At 72.3% G+C, this 13631-nt stretch carries 11 protein-coding genes and 1 pseudogene; 6 read left to right on the top strand and 6 right to left on the bottom strand.

From position 1 onward, the window contains the following. Positions 1–655 precede the first annotated feature (655 nt). Entirely contained in the window at positions 656–1150 is a 495-nt protein-coding gene (locus MM440_RS08705) for a DinB family protein (RefSeq protein WP_241443902.1), read from the top strand. Positions 1151–1168: 18 nt separating this feature from the next. Here the strand turns inward: MM440_RS08705 and MM440_RS08710 are convergent, their stop codons facing one another. Next, positions 1169–1588, bottom strand: a complete 420-nt coding sequence (locus MM440_RS08710; protein WP_241443903.1) for a DUF1761 domain-containing protein — start codon at positions 1586–1588, stop codon at positions 1169–1171. A 45-nt stretch (positions 1589–1633) separates the two neighbouring features. On the opposite strand from MM440_RS08710, the gene MM440_RS08715 reads away from it, so the two are divergent. Next, positions 1634–2293 carry a winged helix-turn-helix transcriptional regulator gene (locus MM440_RS08715; RefSeq protein ID WP_277626512.1) on the top strand — a complete coding sequence of 220 codons (660 nt, stop codon included), beginning with the start codon at positions 1634–1636 and terminating at the stop codon, positions 2291–2293. Between the two features lie 6 nt (positions 2294–2299). Here the strand turns inward: MM440_RS08715 and MM440_RS08720 are convergent, their stop codons facing one another. The 3 genes from MM440_RS08720 to MM440_RS08730 form a co-directional block, all read right to left on the bottom strand. Further along, entirely contained in the window at positions 2300–2938 is a 639-nt protein-coding gene (locus MM440_RS08720) for an HD domain-containing protein (protein WP_241443905.1), read from the bottom strand. Between the two features lie 65 nt (positions 2939–3003). Further along, positions 3004–3444 carry a type II toxin-antitoxin system VapC family toxin gene (locus tag MM440_RS08725; RefSeq protein ID WP_241443906.1) on the bottom strand — a complete coding sequence of 147 codons (441 nt, stop codon included), beginning with the start codon at positions 3442–3444 and terminating at the stop codon, positions 3004–3006. Beyond that, positions 3441–3725 (bottom strand): type II toxin-antitoxin system Phd/YefM family antitoxin, encoded by a 285-nt coding sequence (locus MM440_RS08730; RefSeq protein ID WP_338155626.1) that lies wholly within the window; start codon positions 3723–3725, stop codon positions 3441–3443. The genes MM440_RS08725 and MM440_RS08730 overlap by 4 nt, the downstream gene beginning before the upstream one ends. Positions 3726–3764: 39 nt before the next feature. Between MM440_RS08730 and MM440_RS08735 the strand changes: the two genes are divergently transcribed. Beyond that, entirely contained in the window at positions 3765–4607 is an 843-nt protein-coding gene (locus tag MM440_RS08735; RefSeq protein ID WP_241443907.1) for an SDR family oxidoreductase, read from the top strand. A 7-nt stretch (positions 4608–4614) separates the two neighbouring features. Here MM440_RS08735 and MM440_RS08740 read toward each other — a convergent pair whose 3' ends face one another. Next, a complete protein-coding gene (locus MM440_RS08740) occupies positions 4615–4842 on the bottom strand; it encodes a VOC family protein (RefSeq protein WP_241443908.1) in 228 nt (75 codons plus the stop codon). Next, positions 4839–6122 (bottom strand): NAD(P)/FAD-dependent oxidoreductase, encoded by a 1284-nt coding sequence (locus MM440_RS08745; RefSeq protein ID WP_241443909.1) that lies wholly within the window; start codon positions 6120–6122, stop codon positions 4839–4841. The genes MM440_RS08740 and MM440_RS08745 overlap by 4 nt, the downstream gene beginning before the upstream one ends. A gap of 191 nt (positions 6123–6313) precedes the next feature. Here MM440_RS08745 and MM440_RS08750 point away from each other — a divergent pair, with 191 nt between their 5' ends. From MM440_RS08750 to MM440_RS08760, 3 genes and pseudogenes are all read left to right on the top strand, one after another. After that, positions 6314–6886 (top strand): VOC family protein, encoded by a 573-nt coding sequence (locus tag MM440_RS08750; RefSeq protein ID WP_241443910.1) that lies wholly within the window; start codon positions 6314–6316, stop codon positions 6884–6886. 52 nt (positions 6887–6938) lie between these two features. Beyond that, positions 6939–10498: pseudogene (locus tag MM440_RS08755) on the top strand (exodeoxyribonuclease V subunit gamma). Next, a partial coding sequence (locus tag MM440_RS08760; protein ID WP_241443911.1) for a UvrD-helicase domain-containing protein occupies positions 10495–13631 on the top strand: 3137 nt, incomplete at its 3' end. The pseudogene MM440_RS08755 and the gene MM440_RS08760, both read left to right, overlap by 4 nt.

Consider the following 13631-nt stretch of genomic DNA (forward strand, 5'->3'; position numbering starts at 1 on the left):
TCCGGAGAGCGCTGCGATGTGTCATCGCCCAGGTCAGCGACGAGCAGCCACGACAAGCCGGTTGGGGTCCTACGGGCGCGCTGTCGGGCCCCGTGTGAATCCGCGCACAAAACCGTGAGGCGCCACCCTCCCGACCCTGCGCACCTCACGGGAACGTGCGCGGTCTACGGGTTCGTGCGCGAATTCACGCCCCGAGCAGCCACGAACGATGCGCGAGTTGAAGCAGGCTCTCCTTCGATCCCGTCGGCCAGGCCGAGGCCATCACCATCCCGACGCTCATGGTGCACAGCGACGGGTGTGCGTTCCCCGATCAGGCCCGACGGTTCTACGACCGGCTCGCAGGGCCCCGGCGTGTGGCGTGGCTCGAGGGGACTCATTTCGACTACTACGACTCCGCACCCCACATCGACCACGCCGTCGGCGAGATCACCGACTTCCTCCAGGCCGCCCGGCCCGGTGAGCAGCGGCCCGGTGCTCCGCGGGAGGTTCACCGGGCGCGCCTGAAGAAGAGTCGGATCTCGTCCACGAGCGCGTCGGGGACCTCGAGGCGTTCATCGTGGCGGGAGCCCTACCTTCTACTGGGACGTGCTGGGCATGCCGGACTTCCGACCTGCGCGACGACCACCACCCACACGAGCAGAGAGCCGAGGCAGTCATGGCAGAAGGTAGTGCGCTCGACCAGCGGACGGGCGAGGAGCGCCAGCTGCTCCTCGCCTTCCTCGACGAGCATCGACGGCTGCTGCGCGAGACCGTCCTGGAGCTGAGCGACGAGGAGGCCCGGCGCAGGCTGGTGCCGTCGCTGACCACGCCCATGGGCCTGTTGAAGCATGCCGCCTTCGTCGAGACGGCGTGGTTCCCCTGCCGATTCGGCGGTCGGACACGCGCGGAGGCGGGCATCCCGGAGACCGTGGACGAGAGCTTCCAGCTGGAGCCGGGCGACACCCTTGCGGGTCTCGCGAGCAACCAGCAGCGCGCGATCTCCCAGGCTGACGACGTCATCTCCGGCCTGAGCCTCGACGACCGCTGCACGCACCCGGTGATGGGGGAGCTCAGCCTGCGATGGGTGCTGACCCACTGCATCCGTGAGCTCGCCCAGCACGCCGGTCACGCTCAGATCCTGGTCGAGCAGATCGTCGCCCAGCGCGACTGATCGGCGCTCGACCCGTCGCTACTGCAGCAGCCCGATCGCGACTGCCATGCCGACGAACAGCACGAGCTGGTAGGCGCTGTTGATCGCGGTGAGCTGGGCAGGTTTTTGCTCAAAACCGTTGTGCTGCACCAGGGTCGAGAGCGAGAAGCCCAGCCAGGCAGTGAACCCGACCGCCACAGCCAGCCCGACCGACTCGGTGCCGAGCGACGCCGATGCCATGGCGTAGGCGACCGAGAGGGCTACGGCTGTGACGACGATCGACCCCATCAGCACGACGAACGGACGCCTGCCCGCTCTCGTCGAGTCTTCGGGGGTCACGCCGGTGAGCCGCCGCCAGACGCCTCCGACCAGCCCCCAGTCGCTGTACCAGATCCACGCGATGGCCAGCCCGATAAAGGTTGCGGCCAGCACGGCCGCCCAGCTCACGCTCAGTGCCATGTGGGCCTCCTCGATGACAATCCCAATGACTTGATAGAATCAAGCATGATTGAAAAAATCAACCAATCGGCCAGGGGCGACCGGAGCTACGGCCAGTTTTGCGCCCTGGCGCGATCCCTCGACGTCGTCGGGGACCGGTGGACCCTGCTGATCGTGCGCGAGCTGCTTGCCGGTCCGATGCGCTACACCGACCTGCGGAAGTCCCTCGGAGGCATCGCCACCAACCTGCTGGCGGACCGGCTGCGGACGATGGAGGAGCGCGGGGTCGTCGAGCGGCGGCTGGTGGACTCGGGGGTGCTCTACGCCCTGACCCCCTGGGGGCTGGGGCTGCGCGAGCCGTTGGAGGCGCTGGGTCGTTGGGGCGCACCCCTGCTCGCGAGCGGGCCGGGGGAGGACGCGTTCCAGCCACGCTGGCTGACTCTCGCGCTGCCGGCCCTACTGCGGGGCGCGACGGCGACGCCGCCGGTGGAGCTCGGGATCGAGGTCGACGGCTTCCTGATCGTGCTGCGCGTCGATGAGGACGGGCCGCACGCCAGCGTGCCGGCAGACACGGCGGCGACAGACGCGGTGCCGGCGACCGTCCTTGTCGCAGCGCCGGACGTGATCGTCGCGCTCGCCACGGGAGCCCTCACCGTCGAGCAGGCGCTGGCCGTGGGCCACCTCGAGGGCGAGCGCGACGTTCTACGAACGGTTTTCGGGGATTGAGGCCACTCACTCCGGCCAGTCGGAGGAGCGGATCACCTCGACGAAGTCCCCACGCACGAATCCCGGCTCGAAGTGCGCGAGCACATCGGCCTTGACGTTGCCGAACGTGGTGTCGGGGCGGTGTCGCAGGCCCTGGTGGAACGCCGAGAGGATCTCCTCCTTGAAGTTCGGCCGCGGATGCGCCGCCACCACCTCCGCGCGCTGCTCATCCGTGATGGCGTCGTAGCCGACGCCGAGGACGTCCAGCTCGACACCGCGGGTCACGAGCGCCACGACAGGCGTCATGTGCAGCGGGATCTCGGGCGTGGTGTGCAAGGCGATGGCGGTCCAGACGTCGGTCGCGTCATCCTCGGTGATGCCGTGGCTCAGCAGGAACCTCCGGGCCTGGTCCGCGCCGTCCAGCTCGAAGCGTTGGTCGTCGCTCCCGTAACGCTCGGTGAGGCCCAGGTCGTGGAACATCGCTCCGACGTAGAGCAGCTCCGGGTCCGCGGTCACCCCGGTCTCCCGGCCGCGCAGCTCCCCGAAGAGGTAGACCCGCCGCGAGTGGTTGAACACCACGTCCGACGTGGCGTCGCGCACCAGCTCGGTGGCCTCGCGGGCCAGGGCGCTGTCCGGGATCGTGATGCCGGCGATCGTCTCGCTCATGGTGCTCCCTCTCGACGGTGTAGACCCAGTCTGCGTCGAGCGGAGCGTCCCGGCTCCGCGAGGTGCTAGACGACTCGAACGTCGACGTAGTCCTCGAGGCCGCGGAAGTCGTCCGGATTGCGGGTGTAGAGCGTTGCCTGGTGAGCGTGTGCGGTGGCGGCGACCAGCAGGTCTGCAACCCGTCGCCTGGGCTGACGACCAGACTCGACGACCGCAGCAGCGAGGTGGCCGTAGCTGGCCGCGACCTCGTCGTCGACGGGTAGGGCGTCAAAGCGGTGCTGCAGGACGCTGAGACGCCGCAACCGCTCCGCACGCGCGTCGGCCGACCGAGCCACGAGTACGCCGAAGTGGAGCTCAGCCAGGGTGATGGCGCTGATGGCCAGGACGCCGGGCAACGGCGCGACGTCGGTGGCGATCACCACGCTGGTGTCGAGCAGGGCCCGCTCGGCCGGCAGATCGGCCTCTATGGGCTCCCCTCCCCGCCTCTCGCGAGTCTCCTGGTTCACCGAGCCACCCACGGGTCGCGGACGCTGTCGTCGACCTGCTCGCGGTCGAGTTCCCACTGCGGATCGCCCGGGCCGGCGAACAGGTCCGCCACGTCGGTCCAGCTGCGCCACCTGGTCGGCCGAACGGGGACCAGGCGAGCACTTGGCCTGCCGGCAACGGTGATGACGATGTCTTCCCCGCCCTCGACCCGGCGAACAAGACCGGACGCTTCTTGCCTCAGCTCTCGGAGCCCTACTGTGGTCATATCTGAGGGTAGCACCTGTGCTACCGGCTCGGGCATCACCACCTCGATCCGCGGCACCGCCGCTAGCGTGGCGGCATGAGCACGAACGAGTCGCAGGCCGAGGGCACGTCGTCACTCCACGGCCGGGTGGCCGTGGTCACCGGGGTCAGTCGACGGCAGGGCATCGGCTACGCGGTGGCGGCACGGCTGGCGGCGCGCGGGGCCGACCTGTTCGTGACCCACCATCAGCCGCACGACGAGGACCAGCCCTGGGGTGCCGACGACATCCGCGCGGTCCTCGACGGCATCCGTGCGCACGCCGTCGCCGACGTCCAGCGGGTCGTCGACCTCACGGTGGACCTGGCCGAGATCGGGGCGCCCGAACGCGTGATGGCGCGTGCGGTCGAGGAGCTGGGTCACGTCGACGTGCTCGTCTGCAACCACGCCCGCTCCGGCGGGGACGGACCGCTCGGGGAGCTGACGGCCGAGCTGCTCGACACCCACTGGGCGGTCAACGCGCGGTCGTCGATCCTGTTGACCCAGGCCTTCGCGGCCCAGCACGACGGTCGCCCCGGCGGCCGGGTGGTGCTGATGACGTCCGGTCAGGGCCACGGGCCGATGTCCGGGGAGATCGCGTACGCCACCTCCAAGGCCGCGCTCGCCGGCATCACGCTGTCCCTGGCCGCCACTCTCGCGGACCGTGGGATCACGCTCAACACGGTGAACCCGGGGCCGGTGGACACGGGCTACATGACCGCGGAGCTGCTCGACCGGCTCGCTCCGCAGCTGCCGTTCGGGCGGGTGGGCGAGCCCGATGACCCCGCTCGACTGATCGAGTGGTTGGTCAGTGACGAGGGGCGGTGGATGACCGGTCAGGTGCTCAGCAGCGAGGGTGGCTTCGCGCGCTGGCGGGCGGTCGGCGAGTCCGAGCGCGAGTGAATACCGTTCAGCTGACGCAGAACTCGTTGTCCCCGGGGTCCTGCAGCACGGTGAAGTACTCCAGGTCGGCGGGGTTGTCGAACGCGCTCTCGCCGCCGAGCCGAGCGCGGTAGTGCTCCTGCCAGGTGGACGTGGGCTCGGCCGGCGGTGTCGGGACGTAGCCGAGCGCGAACCCCCAGAACGCCGTGAGGCGGGCCGGGTCTGTGCAGTCGACGGTGAGCTGCCAGAAGGTCATGACGCGTCGTCCCGCGCATCCGACCCGGACCCGCCCTCCGACTCGTCCTCCGACTCACCCGCCGCCTCGGCGGGTCGGTCGCCGCGGGCGGCCTCGGCAAGCTCGGCGCCCTGCTCGATCAGTGCCTGACCGCGCTCGTAGTCGTCCTCGGCGTTGTAGCCGAGCACGCCGACCAGCCGGCCGTCCTGGCCGTACCAGACCGTGAAGCGCCCCGGTCGCTCGTCGACGACCTCCTCGTCGTGGCCGTTGCCCCAGGCGGCGTACTGGAGCGTGTGCTCGCCGATCGTGCTCCAGAAACCGGGCACCTGGTCCCACGGCTTCCAGGCTTCCTTGCTCTCGGTCTTGTCGGAGGAGCCGGCGGCCGCGGCAGCCGCGGCATTCGCTCCGGCGACCTCGCCCATCGCGAGCGCGTCGCCCCAGTGCTCGACGGGGATCGGTCGACCGGCCACCGCGTGCATCGCGCGGGCCAGGTCACCCGCGACCCAGACGCCGGGCGCCGCGTGCAGGTGCTCGTCGGCGACCACCCGGCCCTCGTGCTGCTGCAGCGCCGTGCCGTCGAGGTAGTCCGACGACGGCTCGACGCCCACGGCCACGAGCAGCAGGTCGGGCTCGTGGGTCGTGCCGTCGGAGAGGTGGACCTGGCGCGGTGCGCGGATGGAGCTGACCTCGGTCCCCATCGCGAGGGTCACGCCGAGCCCGGTCAGCCAGCCGCTGATGGCGTCGGCAGCGTGCGTCCCCAGACGGTCTACCTGAGGGGCCTTCTCGGGGGAGACGAGGGTGGTCGTGACACCGCGGCGGGCCAGCGACGCGGCCGCCTCGCAGCCGATGAAGCCCGAGCCCAGGACCAGGGCGGTCCGGGCGTGACCCGCTGCCGCAACCAGGCGCTGGGCGTCGTCGAGGCTGCGCAGCAGGTGGACGTCGGCGTCCGCGTCCGCGCTGGGCAGGGACCTCGGGCGGGAGCCGCTCGCGAGCACCAGCTGCCCGTAGCCCACCTGCTCGCCGCCCACGGTCACGGTGCGCGCGTCGGTGTCCACCTGGGAGACGGGCTGCCCGAGGCGCAGCTCGACCTGGTTGGGGAGAGGCTTGCCGTCGATCGGGGAGCCCTCGGGCTGGGTGTCCCCGGCGAGGACCTCCTTGGACAGCGGCGGCCGCTCGTAGGGCTCGTCCCGGTCCGCGCTGACGAGCAGCACGGGGGTGCTGCCGCCCGCCTCGAGCCAGGCGCGCGCAGCGCTCACCCCGGCCGGTCCGCTGCCGATGACGACGAGTCCGAAGGTGTCCATCAACCCTTCCTACCCGCTGTGCCCGAGATCAGCCCGGTGAGACAGAACCGGCGGAGGCCCTCGGTGGGGGTGAGATCGCGCCGCCCTGGATTGGGTGTCGGCGCGACGGCGACCTAGCGTGGACGGTGTCAGGTGCGTGGCTCACCAGCCTCCACTCGCCCGCCTCCGCTCGCGCCAGGGAAGGAACGACCATGCCCGACCAGAACACCACTGCACCGCGTAGCCCGTCCGCCGCCGAGGCGCTGCCCCGCGGCATCAACCACATCGGCATCACCGTGCCGGACCTGGACGAGGCCACCCGCTTCCTCAAGGAGGGGCTCGGCGCGAAGGTCGCCTACGACGGGTTGACCACCGACGACGCCCCGCGGTGCGGCGCCGAGACCGAGCGCCAGCTGGGGCTGCCATCGGGGGCCAAGATCCGCAGGCAACGGATGATCGTGGCGGGGACCGGCCCCTCGCTCGAGGTCTTCGAGATCGAGGGGCAGCAGCGGCCCGCGATCGGCCTGGCCGACTTCGGGCTCAACCACGTCTCGTTCTACGTCGACGACATCGAGGCCAGCCTGGCGCGGCTCGTGGCGGCCGGCGGCGAGGCGCTGTCGGAGGTGCACGGCAACAGCCGCTACGAGGACTCGCCGGGCAACGGCAGCGTCTACGTCCGAGCGCCCTGGGGGACGCTGATCGAGCTGCAGACGATCCCGTCCGGGCACTACTACCCGAAGGACTCGGAAGCCACCGTCTGGGTGCCGCCGGAGCCCTCCGCCTGAGGACGCCCGACCTCCCGGGCGTGCCCGGAGGGGGTTGTCAGTGGTCGCGGTTATGGTCATCGACGTGACCCTCCAGGTGCATCGCGCGACCGCGACCGACCAGCTCGCCGACCAGCTGGCTCGGCTGCTCGCCACGCCCCTGGCCGACCCCTTCGCCGAGGAGGTCGTCGCGGTCCCCGCCAAGGGGGTAGAGCGATGGCTCGCCCAGCGCCTGTCGCACCGGTTGGGTGCCGGGCCGGGTCGCGGTGACGGGGTCTGCGCCGGCGTGCGGTTCCTCAACCCGCACTCGCTGGTCGCCCTGACGCTCGGCCTCGAGGACGACGACCCGTGGCACCCGGACCGGTTGGCGTGGGCCGTGCTGCAGGCCGTCGACGAGTGCCTCGACGAGCCGTGGGCCGCCGCCTTGGCGCAGCACCTCGGCCACCGGGTGGAGGGGGTCGAGGGCGAGCTGCGGGCGGCGCGGCGCTACTCCGTCGCGAGACGGCTGGCCGGGCTGTTCAGCAGCTACGCCGCCCAGCGGCCTGCACTGGTCGGTGACTGGCGGCGCGGAGGTCAGGGCGACGGCCTGGGCGGCGAGGTGGCGCCGGACCTGCGGTGGCAGCCGCCGCTGTGGCGACACGTGCTCGGGCTGGTCGACGCCGAGCCTCCGGACGTGCGCCTCGCGTCGGTGATGGCGCGGCTGCGCGACGGGGACGACGGCCTGTTCCTGCCCGGGCGGCTATCCGTCTTCGGGCACACCCGGCTCGCCGCGACCGAGCTGGAGCTGCTGCAGGCGCTCGGCGAGCACCGGGACGTGCACCTGTGGCTGCCGCAGGCCTCGCCGGCCGGCTGGTCGGTGCTCGCGCCCGAGGTGGCGTCCGGCCCGGTCCTGCGTCGCGACGACCGCTCGGTCCGGGCCATCGCGCACCCGCTGCTCGCGGCGCTCGGTCGAGACTCGCGCGAGCTGCAGCGCAGCCTGGCCCCTGTCGCGGTCGTGGACGCGACGTCGGAGACGTCGGCGGAGGGGGAGGTGCGGCACGAGATCGACCGCCCGCCAACACTTCTCGAGCTCCTGCAGGCCGACGTGCGGGCCAACGCGCTGCCGGACGCAGAGCAGCGTGCTGCCCGGGTGATCGCGGCGACCGACCAGTCGGTGCAGATCCACGCCTGTCACGGTGCGGCACGTCAGGTCGACGTGCTGCGTGACGTGATCACCGGCCTGCTCGAGGACGACCCGACCCTCGAGCCACGCGACATCCTCGTCATGTGCCCTGACATCGACGCGTTCGCCCCGCTGGTGCACGCAGGCTTCGGCCTCGGTGCGCCGCGGGCGGTGACCGGCGAGCACTCTCTCCCGCCGGGGTTCGCGGATCGCGCTGGGGCACAACAGCATCCGGCACCACACCATCCGGCGCAGGGGCATCCGGCACAAGGACATCCGGCCCACGGGCTCCGGGTGCGCCTGGCGGACCGAGGGCCGCGCGAGACCAACCCGCTGCTCGAGCTCGCCGCCCAGCTGGTGGTGCTGGCCGGCGGACGGCTCACCGCGAGCGAGGTCCTCGACCTGGCCCGCACCGAGCCGGTGCGGGTGCGCTTCGCCCTCGACGACGACGACCTCGACCGGTTCGGTGACTGGGTCGACCAGGTCGTCATCCGGTGGGGGCTCGACGAGGAGCACCGCGCCGACTACCAGCTGTCGTCGTTCGCGCAGAACACCTGGCGCGCCGGTCTCGACCGCGTCGTCGTCGGCGCCGCGCTCGACGGGGTCGACCGCGACCACGTCGGCACCGTCCTCGCCCTCGACGACCTCGACAGCGGTGACATCGACCTGGCGGGCCGGCTCACCGAGCTCGTCGACCGGCTGGGTGCCACCGTGCGCCGGCTGCGCGCGTGCCGGGGCGCCGACGAGTGGGCCGAGGCCCTGCGCGACGGGGTGCTCGGTCTCGCCGACGTGCGGTCGAGCGACGCGTGGCAGGTCACCCAGCTGCGCCGTGAGCTGTCCCGCATCCAGGGCTCGGCCGCCCGCGAGACCGGCACGGCCGATCTACGGCTGTCGGACGTCGCGACCCTGCTGTCCGCGCACCTCGCCGGGCGGGCCACGCGAGCCAACTTCCGCACCGGCACGCTCACCGTGTGCACGATGACCCCGATGCGCTCGGTGCCGCACCGGGTGGTGTGCCTCGTCGGTCTGGACGACGGCATCTTCCCGCGCACGACCGTGCCCGACGGCGACGACGCCCTGGCCCGCAACCCGCTGACCGGTGAGCGCGACCCGCGCAGCGAGGACCGCCAGCTGCTCCTGGACGCGCTCATGGCTGCGCGCGAGACGGTGGTCATCACCTACACCGGGGCCGACGAGCACAGCGGCGCCGAGCGCCCACCGGCCGTGCCGCTCGGCGAGATCATCGACGCCGTGCAGGCGACCGCCTCAGGTCCCGGCGCGGAGGCCGTCGTCACGCGGCACCCGTTGCAGCCCTACGACACGCGCAACCTCGGCGTTCCTGGCGACGACGGCACGTCGCTGCGACCCGATGGGCGGCCGTTCAGCTACGACCCCACGGCGCTCGCGGGAGCGCAGGCGGCCCTCGGCGAACGCACCCTGGCCCAGCCGCTGGCCGACGTGGCGCTGCCGCCGTCCGCCCAGGCTGCCGGCGCCGACGACGTCCCGCTCGACCAGCTCATCCGCTTCCTGCTGAACCCCGCCCAGGACTTCCTGCGCACCCGGCTCGGCCTGCTGCTGCCGGAGGTCCCCGAGGAGCGCGCCGAGGGCATCCCCATCGAGCTCGACGGACTGCAGCGCTGGACGGTGGGCGACCGGCTGCTGCGCGCCGTGCTCGCCGGCCGTGATCTCGACGAGCTGGTGCGCGCCGAGGGCTGGCGCGGTGAGCTGCCGCCGGGGGACTCGGCAGTCGTCAGCTCGCCGACATCACCGAGATCGTCAAGCACCTCACGGCGGCCGCCTGGCGGGTGGGTGGCGCCGGAGCCCCGGGGCGGCCGGCGCCGACGCGCACGGTCGACCTCGAGATCACGCTGCCCGACGGACGTCGGGTGGTGGGCACCGTCCCGGGCATGACCGATGCCGGGGCGCTCGAGGTCACGTACTCGACCCTGAAGGCCAAGCAGACGCTGCGCTCGTGGGTCACGGCGCTCGCCCTGAGCGCGGCCGGTGAGGAGCTCTCCAGCGCCCACCTCGTCGGTCAGCTCCGCCGCGGCAACCGGCCGGGCGTCCGGCACCTCACCCACGGACCCATGCCGCGCGAGCTGGCGATGACCACGCTGGCCGATCTCGTCGACCTGCGCGACCGAGGGCTCGAGGGCCCGATCCCGTTGCCCGGCAACGCTGCTCACGCCTACGCCCGCACGTTCCTGGTCAGCGGGAGCCCGCGCGACGCCGAGGAGTCGGCGACCAAGGAGTGGGAGAGCCAGACCGGGCGCTTCCTCAAGGTGGGTGAGCAGGAGGACCCGGCCCACCTGCAGGTCTACGGCGAGGCGGTGGGCCTGCACCAGATCCTCGGTGAGCCGCGGGACGACGAGATGTGGTTCCCGGGCGTCACCAGCCGGCTCGGGCAGTACGCCCTGCGGCTGTGGCGGCCCGTCCTCGACGGCGACCTGCAGCAGGGGGAGTGGGCATGAGCGCGCGGCACTTCGCCATCACCGACCCGCTCCCCGAGGGCACCGTGCTCCTCGAGGCCAGCGCCGGGACCGGCAAGACCTGGACGATCGCGGCCCTGGTCACCCGCTACGTCGCCGAGGGCGTCGTGACCCTGCCCGAGATGCTGGTCGTCACCTTCGGTCGGGCGGCCAGCCAGGAGCTGCGCTCGCGGGTGCGCGAGCAGCTCTACGCCGCCGAGCGCGCGCTCGACGACCCGCCGCCGGTCGAGGACCGCGACCAGCTCCTGACCTTGCTGCTCGCGGTCGACGAGGACGAGCGGTTGCTGCGACTCGAGCGGCTCCGCACGGCGCTCACGTCGTTCGACGCGGCCACCATCGCGACCACGCACCAGTTCTGCCAGCAGGTCCTGCGCAGCCTCGGCGTCGCGGGCAACACCGACGCCGGTGCCCAGCTGGTCGACGACCTGGACGACCTGCTCGTCGAGGTCGTCGACGACCTCTACCTGCGCGGCTTCGTGGGGGCCACCAACAGGCCGATCTTCTCGCGCCGCGACGCCTTGGCGATCGCCCGCCGGGCCATCGAGGACGACCACGCCACGCTCGCCCCCTCGGCAGCCGAGCCGGGCAGCGTCGCCGCCCGTCGCGTGGGTTTCGCTCAGGTAGTGCGTCGAGAGATGGACGTCCGCAAGCGTCGGCTGCAGGTCATGCACTACAACGACCTGCTCACCCAGCTCGCCGACGCCTTGACGGACAAGGACTCGCCGGCCCGCGCACGGATGCAGGCGCGCTGGCGGGTGGTGCTGGTCGACGAGTTCCAGGACACCGACCCGGTGCAGTGGCAGGTGCTCGACCGCGCCTTCACCGGGGTGGCGCACGCGATGGTGCTGATCGGCGACCCCAAGCAGGCGATCTACGCCTTCCGCGGGGGTGACATCGTCACCTACCTGGAGGCCGCGCAGACGGCACAGGAGCAGGCCACGCTGCCCTGCAACTTCCGTAGCGACGCCGGGCTGGTGCGGTCCATCGGCGCCCTCCTCGGCGGGGCGGCCCTGGGCGACCCGCAGATCATCGTCCACGACGTGGAGGCGCAGCGCACGCAGTCTCGGCTGCACGGCGCGCCACATCCAGAACCGTTGCGGCTCAGGCAAGTTCGCCAGCGCGAGCACCTGCGCGGCAACAGCAAGGTCGGTGCCGTGCGCGCGCACATCGCCCGCGACCTCGCGCTCGACGTGGCCGCGCTGCTGGACTCCGGGGCGACCTTCGACGGACGGCCGCTGCACGCACGCGACGTCGCCGTCATCGCGCACACCTCGCGCACCCTGATCGAGATCCAGCAGGCGCTGCGCGACGTGGGCATCCACGCCGTCAGCACCGGTGGCTCGAACGTGCTGCAGAGCAAGGCCGCCCACGACTGGCTGGCGCTCCTGACGGCCATGGCGGCCCCGCACCGGTCCATGCTGACCCGCGCGGCTGCGCTCACCGACCTGGTCGGCCTCGACGTCGAGCGGCTGGCCACCGGCGGCGACGACCTCGACGACGAGCTGGCCGCGCTGATGCGGCGTCTCGCCACGGTCTACGCCCGGCAGGGGGCGGCTGCGGTGATCGAGTCCCTCACGGTCGCCGGCCTGCCGGCTCGCGTGCTGGGGCGGGTCGGTGGCGAGCGCGAGCTGACCGACCTGCGCCACGTGGGTCAGCTGCTGCACGAGGTCGGTCAGCGTGAGCAGCTCGGCCTGGTGGCGCTCCTCGAGTGGTTGCAGGCCCAGCTCGCCGACGACACCCCGGTCGCGGCGGGCGCGCGCACCCGACGCCTGGACAGCGACGCTGCGGCCGTCCAGCTCGTCACGGTGCACGGCAGCAAGGGCCTGCAGTACCCCGTCGTCTACCTCCCCGCGCTCTCGGATCGGTGGGTCAGCAAGGAGGCCGACATCCCGCTGTTCCACACCGAGGCCCCACAGCGCACCCGTTGCATCGACGTGGGTGGTCCCTCGGGTCCGGAGTGGGCGGACTCGGTGCGGCGGCACAAGGCCGAGGAGGCGGGGGAGTCACTGCGGCTGCTCTACGTCGCACTCACCCGGGCGCAGTCGCAGGTGGTGGCCTGGTGGGCTCCGTCCAACAACGTCGCCGCGGCGCCGTTGCATCGAGCTCTGTTCGGGCGCAGTCCGATCCAGGCCGAGATCCCCGACACCGTAGCCGCCCCCAAGACCGACGACGACGCCACCGAGCGGCTCTCGCGATGGGCCGAGGTCGGCGCGTTCACCCTCGAGCCGGCCGACCTGGGCGACCCGGTGCCGGCACCGGTCCTGACGGCGCCGAGCGGGCTCGGCATCGGGCGCTTCGACCGCGTGGTCGACACCAGCTGGCGGCGCACGTCCTACTCCGCCCTGAGCGCTCCGCGCGACGCCGAGGGGCACGAGCTGAGCGGTGGCGTCGGCAGCGAGCCTGAGGTCGTGCCCCGCGACGACGAGCCCGAGATCCCGGTCGTCGTCGACGAGAGGCCCACGCTGCCTGGCCTGCTCCCGGGCGGCGACGACCTGCCCTCACCGATGGCCGACCTGCCGGTGGGCGCCACCTTCGGCTCGCTCGTCCACGCCGTGCTGGAGCACGCCGACCCGCAGGCCGTAGACCTCGACGCCGAGCTGCGCGCCCGGATCGGCGAGCAGCTGGTGTGGTGGCCGGTCGACGTCGATGTGGACCGGCTCGTCCACGCCCTCGTCGCGGTGCTGGACACGCCCCTCGGACCGCTGGCCGGCGGCACCACCTTGCGCGCGGCCGGCACGCGAGATCCGCTTGTGCGAGCTGGACTTCGAGCTGCCGCTCGGGGCGGTGACCTGGCGGCACCGACCGGCCCCCGCAGGCTGCTGGGCGACCTCGCCCCGCTGCTGCGTCGGCACCTCCCGGCCGGTGATCCGGTGCGTGGCTACGCCGACGTCCTGGACGCCGAGCCCGTGCTGGCCGAGCAGGAGCTGCGCGGCTACCTCACCGGGTCGATCGACGTGGTGCTGCGGGTCGACGGCCGCTACCTGGTCGTCGACTACAAGACCAACTGGCTGGGCCAGCTCGACGCCCTGCTCACTGCTGGTCCTACCGCCCCGAGGCGCTGGTCGAGGCGATGGGGCACTCCAGCTATCCGCTCCAGGCGTTGCTGTATGCCGTT

The sequence above is a fragment of the Arsenicicoccus piscis genome, assembly GCF_022568835.1.
GTDB classification, from domain to species: Bacteria; Actinomycetota; Actinomycetes; order Actinomycetales; family Dermatophilaceae; genus Arsenicicoccus; species Arsenicicoccus piscis.

Bases quoted from the DNA above. Each gene is read 5' to 3' on its own strand.
- MM440_RS08705 (WP_241443902.1), top strand. From the start codon at position 656: ATGGCAGAAGGTAGTGCGCTCGACCAGCGGACGGGCGAGGAGCGCCAG.
- MM440_RS08710 (WP_241443903.1), bottom strand. From the start codon at position 1,588: ATGGCACTGAGCGTGAGCTGGGCGGCCGTGCTGGCCGCAACCTTTATC.
- MM440_RS08715 (WP_277626512.1), top strand. From the start codon at position 1,634: ATGATTGAAAAAATCAACCAATCGGCCAGGGGCGACCGGAGCTACGGC.
- MM440_RS08720 (WP_241443905.1), bottom strand. From the start codon at position 2,938: ATGAGCGAGACGATCGCCGGCATCACGATCCCGGACAGCGCCCTGGCC.
- MM440_RS08730 (WP_338155626.1), bottom strand. From the start codon at position 3,725: ATGCCCGAGCCGGTAGCACAGGTGCTACCCTCAGATATGACCACAGTA.
- MM440_RS08735 (WP_241443907.1), top strand. From the start codon at position 3,765: ATGAGCACGAACGAGTCGCAGGCCGAGGGCACGTCGTCACTCCACGGC.
- MM440_RS08740 (WP_241443908.1), bottom strand. From the start codon at position 4,842: ATGACCTTCTGGCAGCTCACCGTCGACTGCACAGACCCGGCCCGCCTC.
- MM440_RS08745 (WP_241443909.1), bottom strand. From the start codon at position 6,122: ATGGACACCTTCGGACTCGTCGTCATCGGCAGCGGACCGGCCGGGGTG.
- MM440_RS08750 (WP_241443910.1), top strand. From the start codon at position 6,314: ATGCCCGACCAGAACACCACTGCACCGCGTAGCCCGTCCGCCGCCGAG.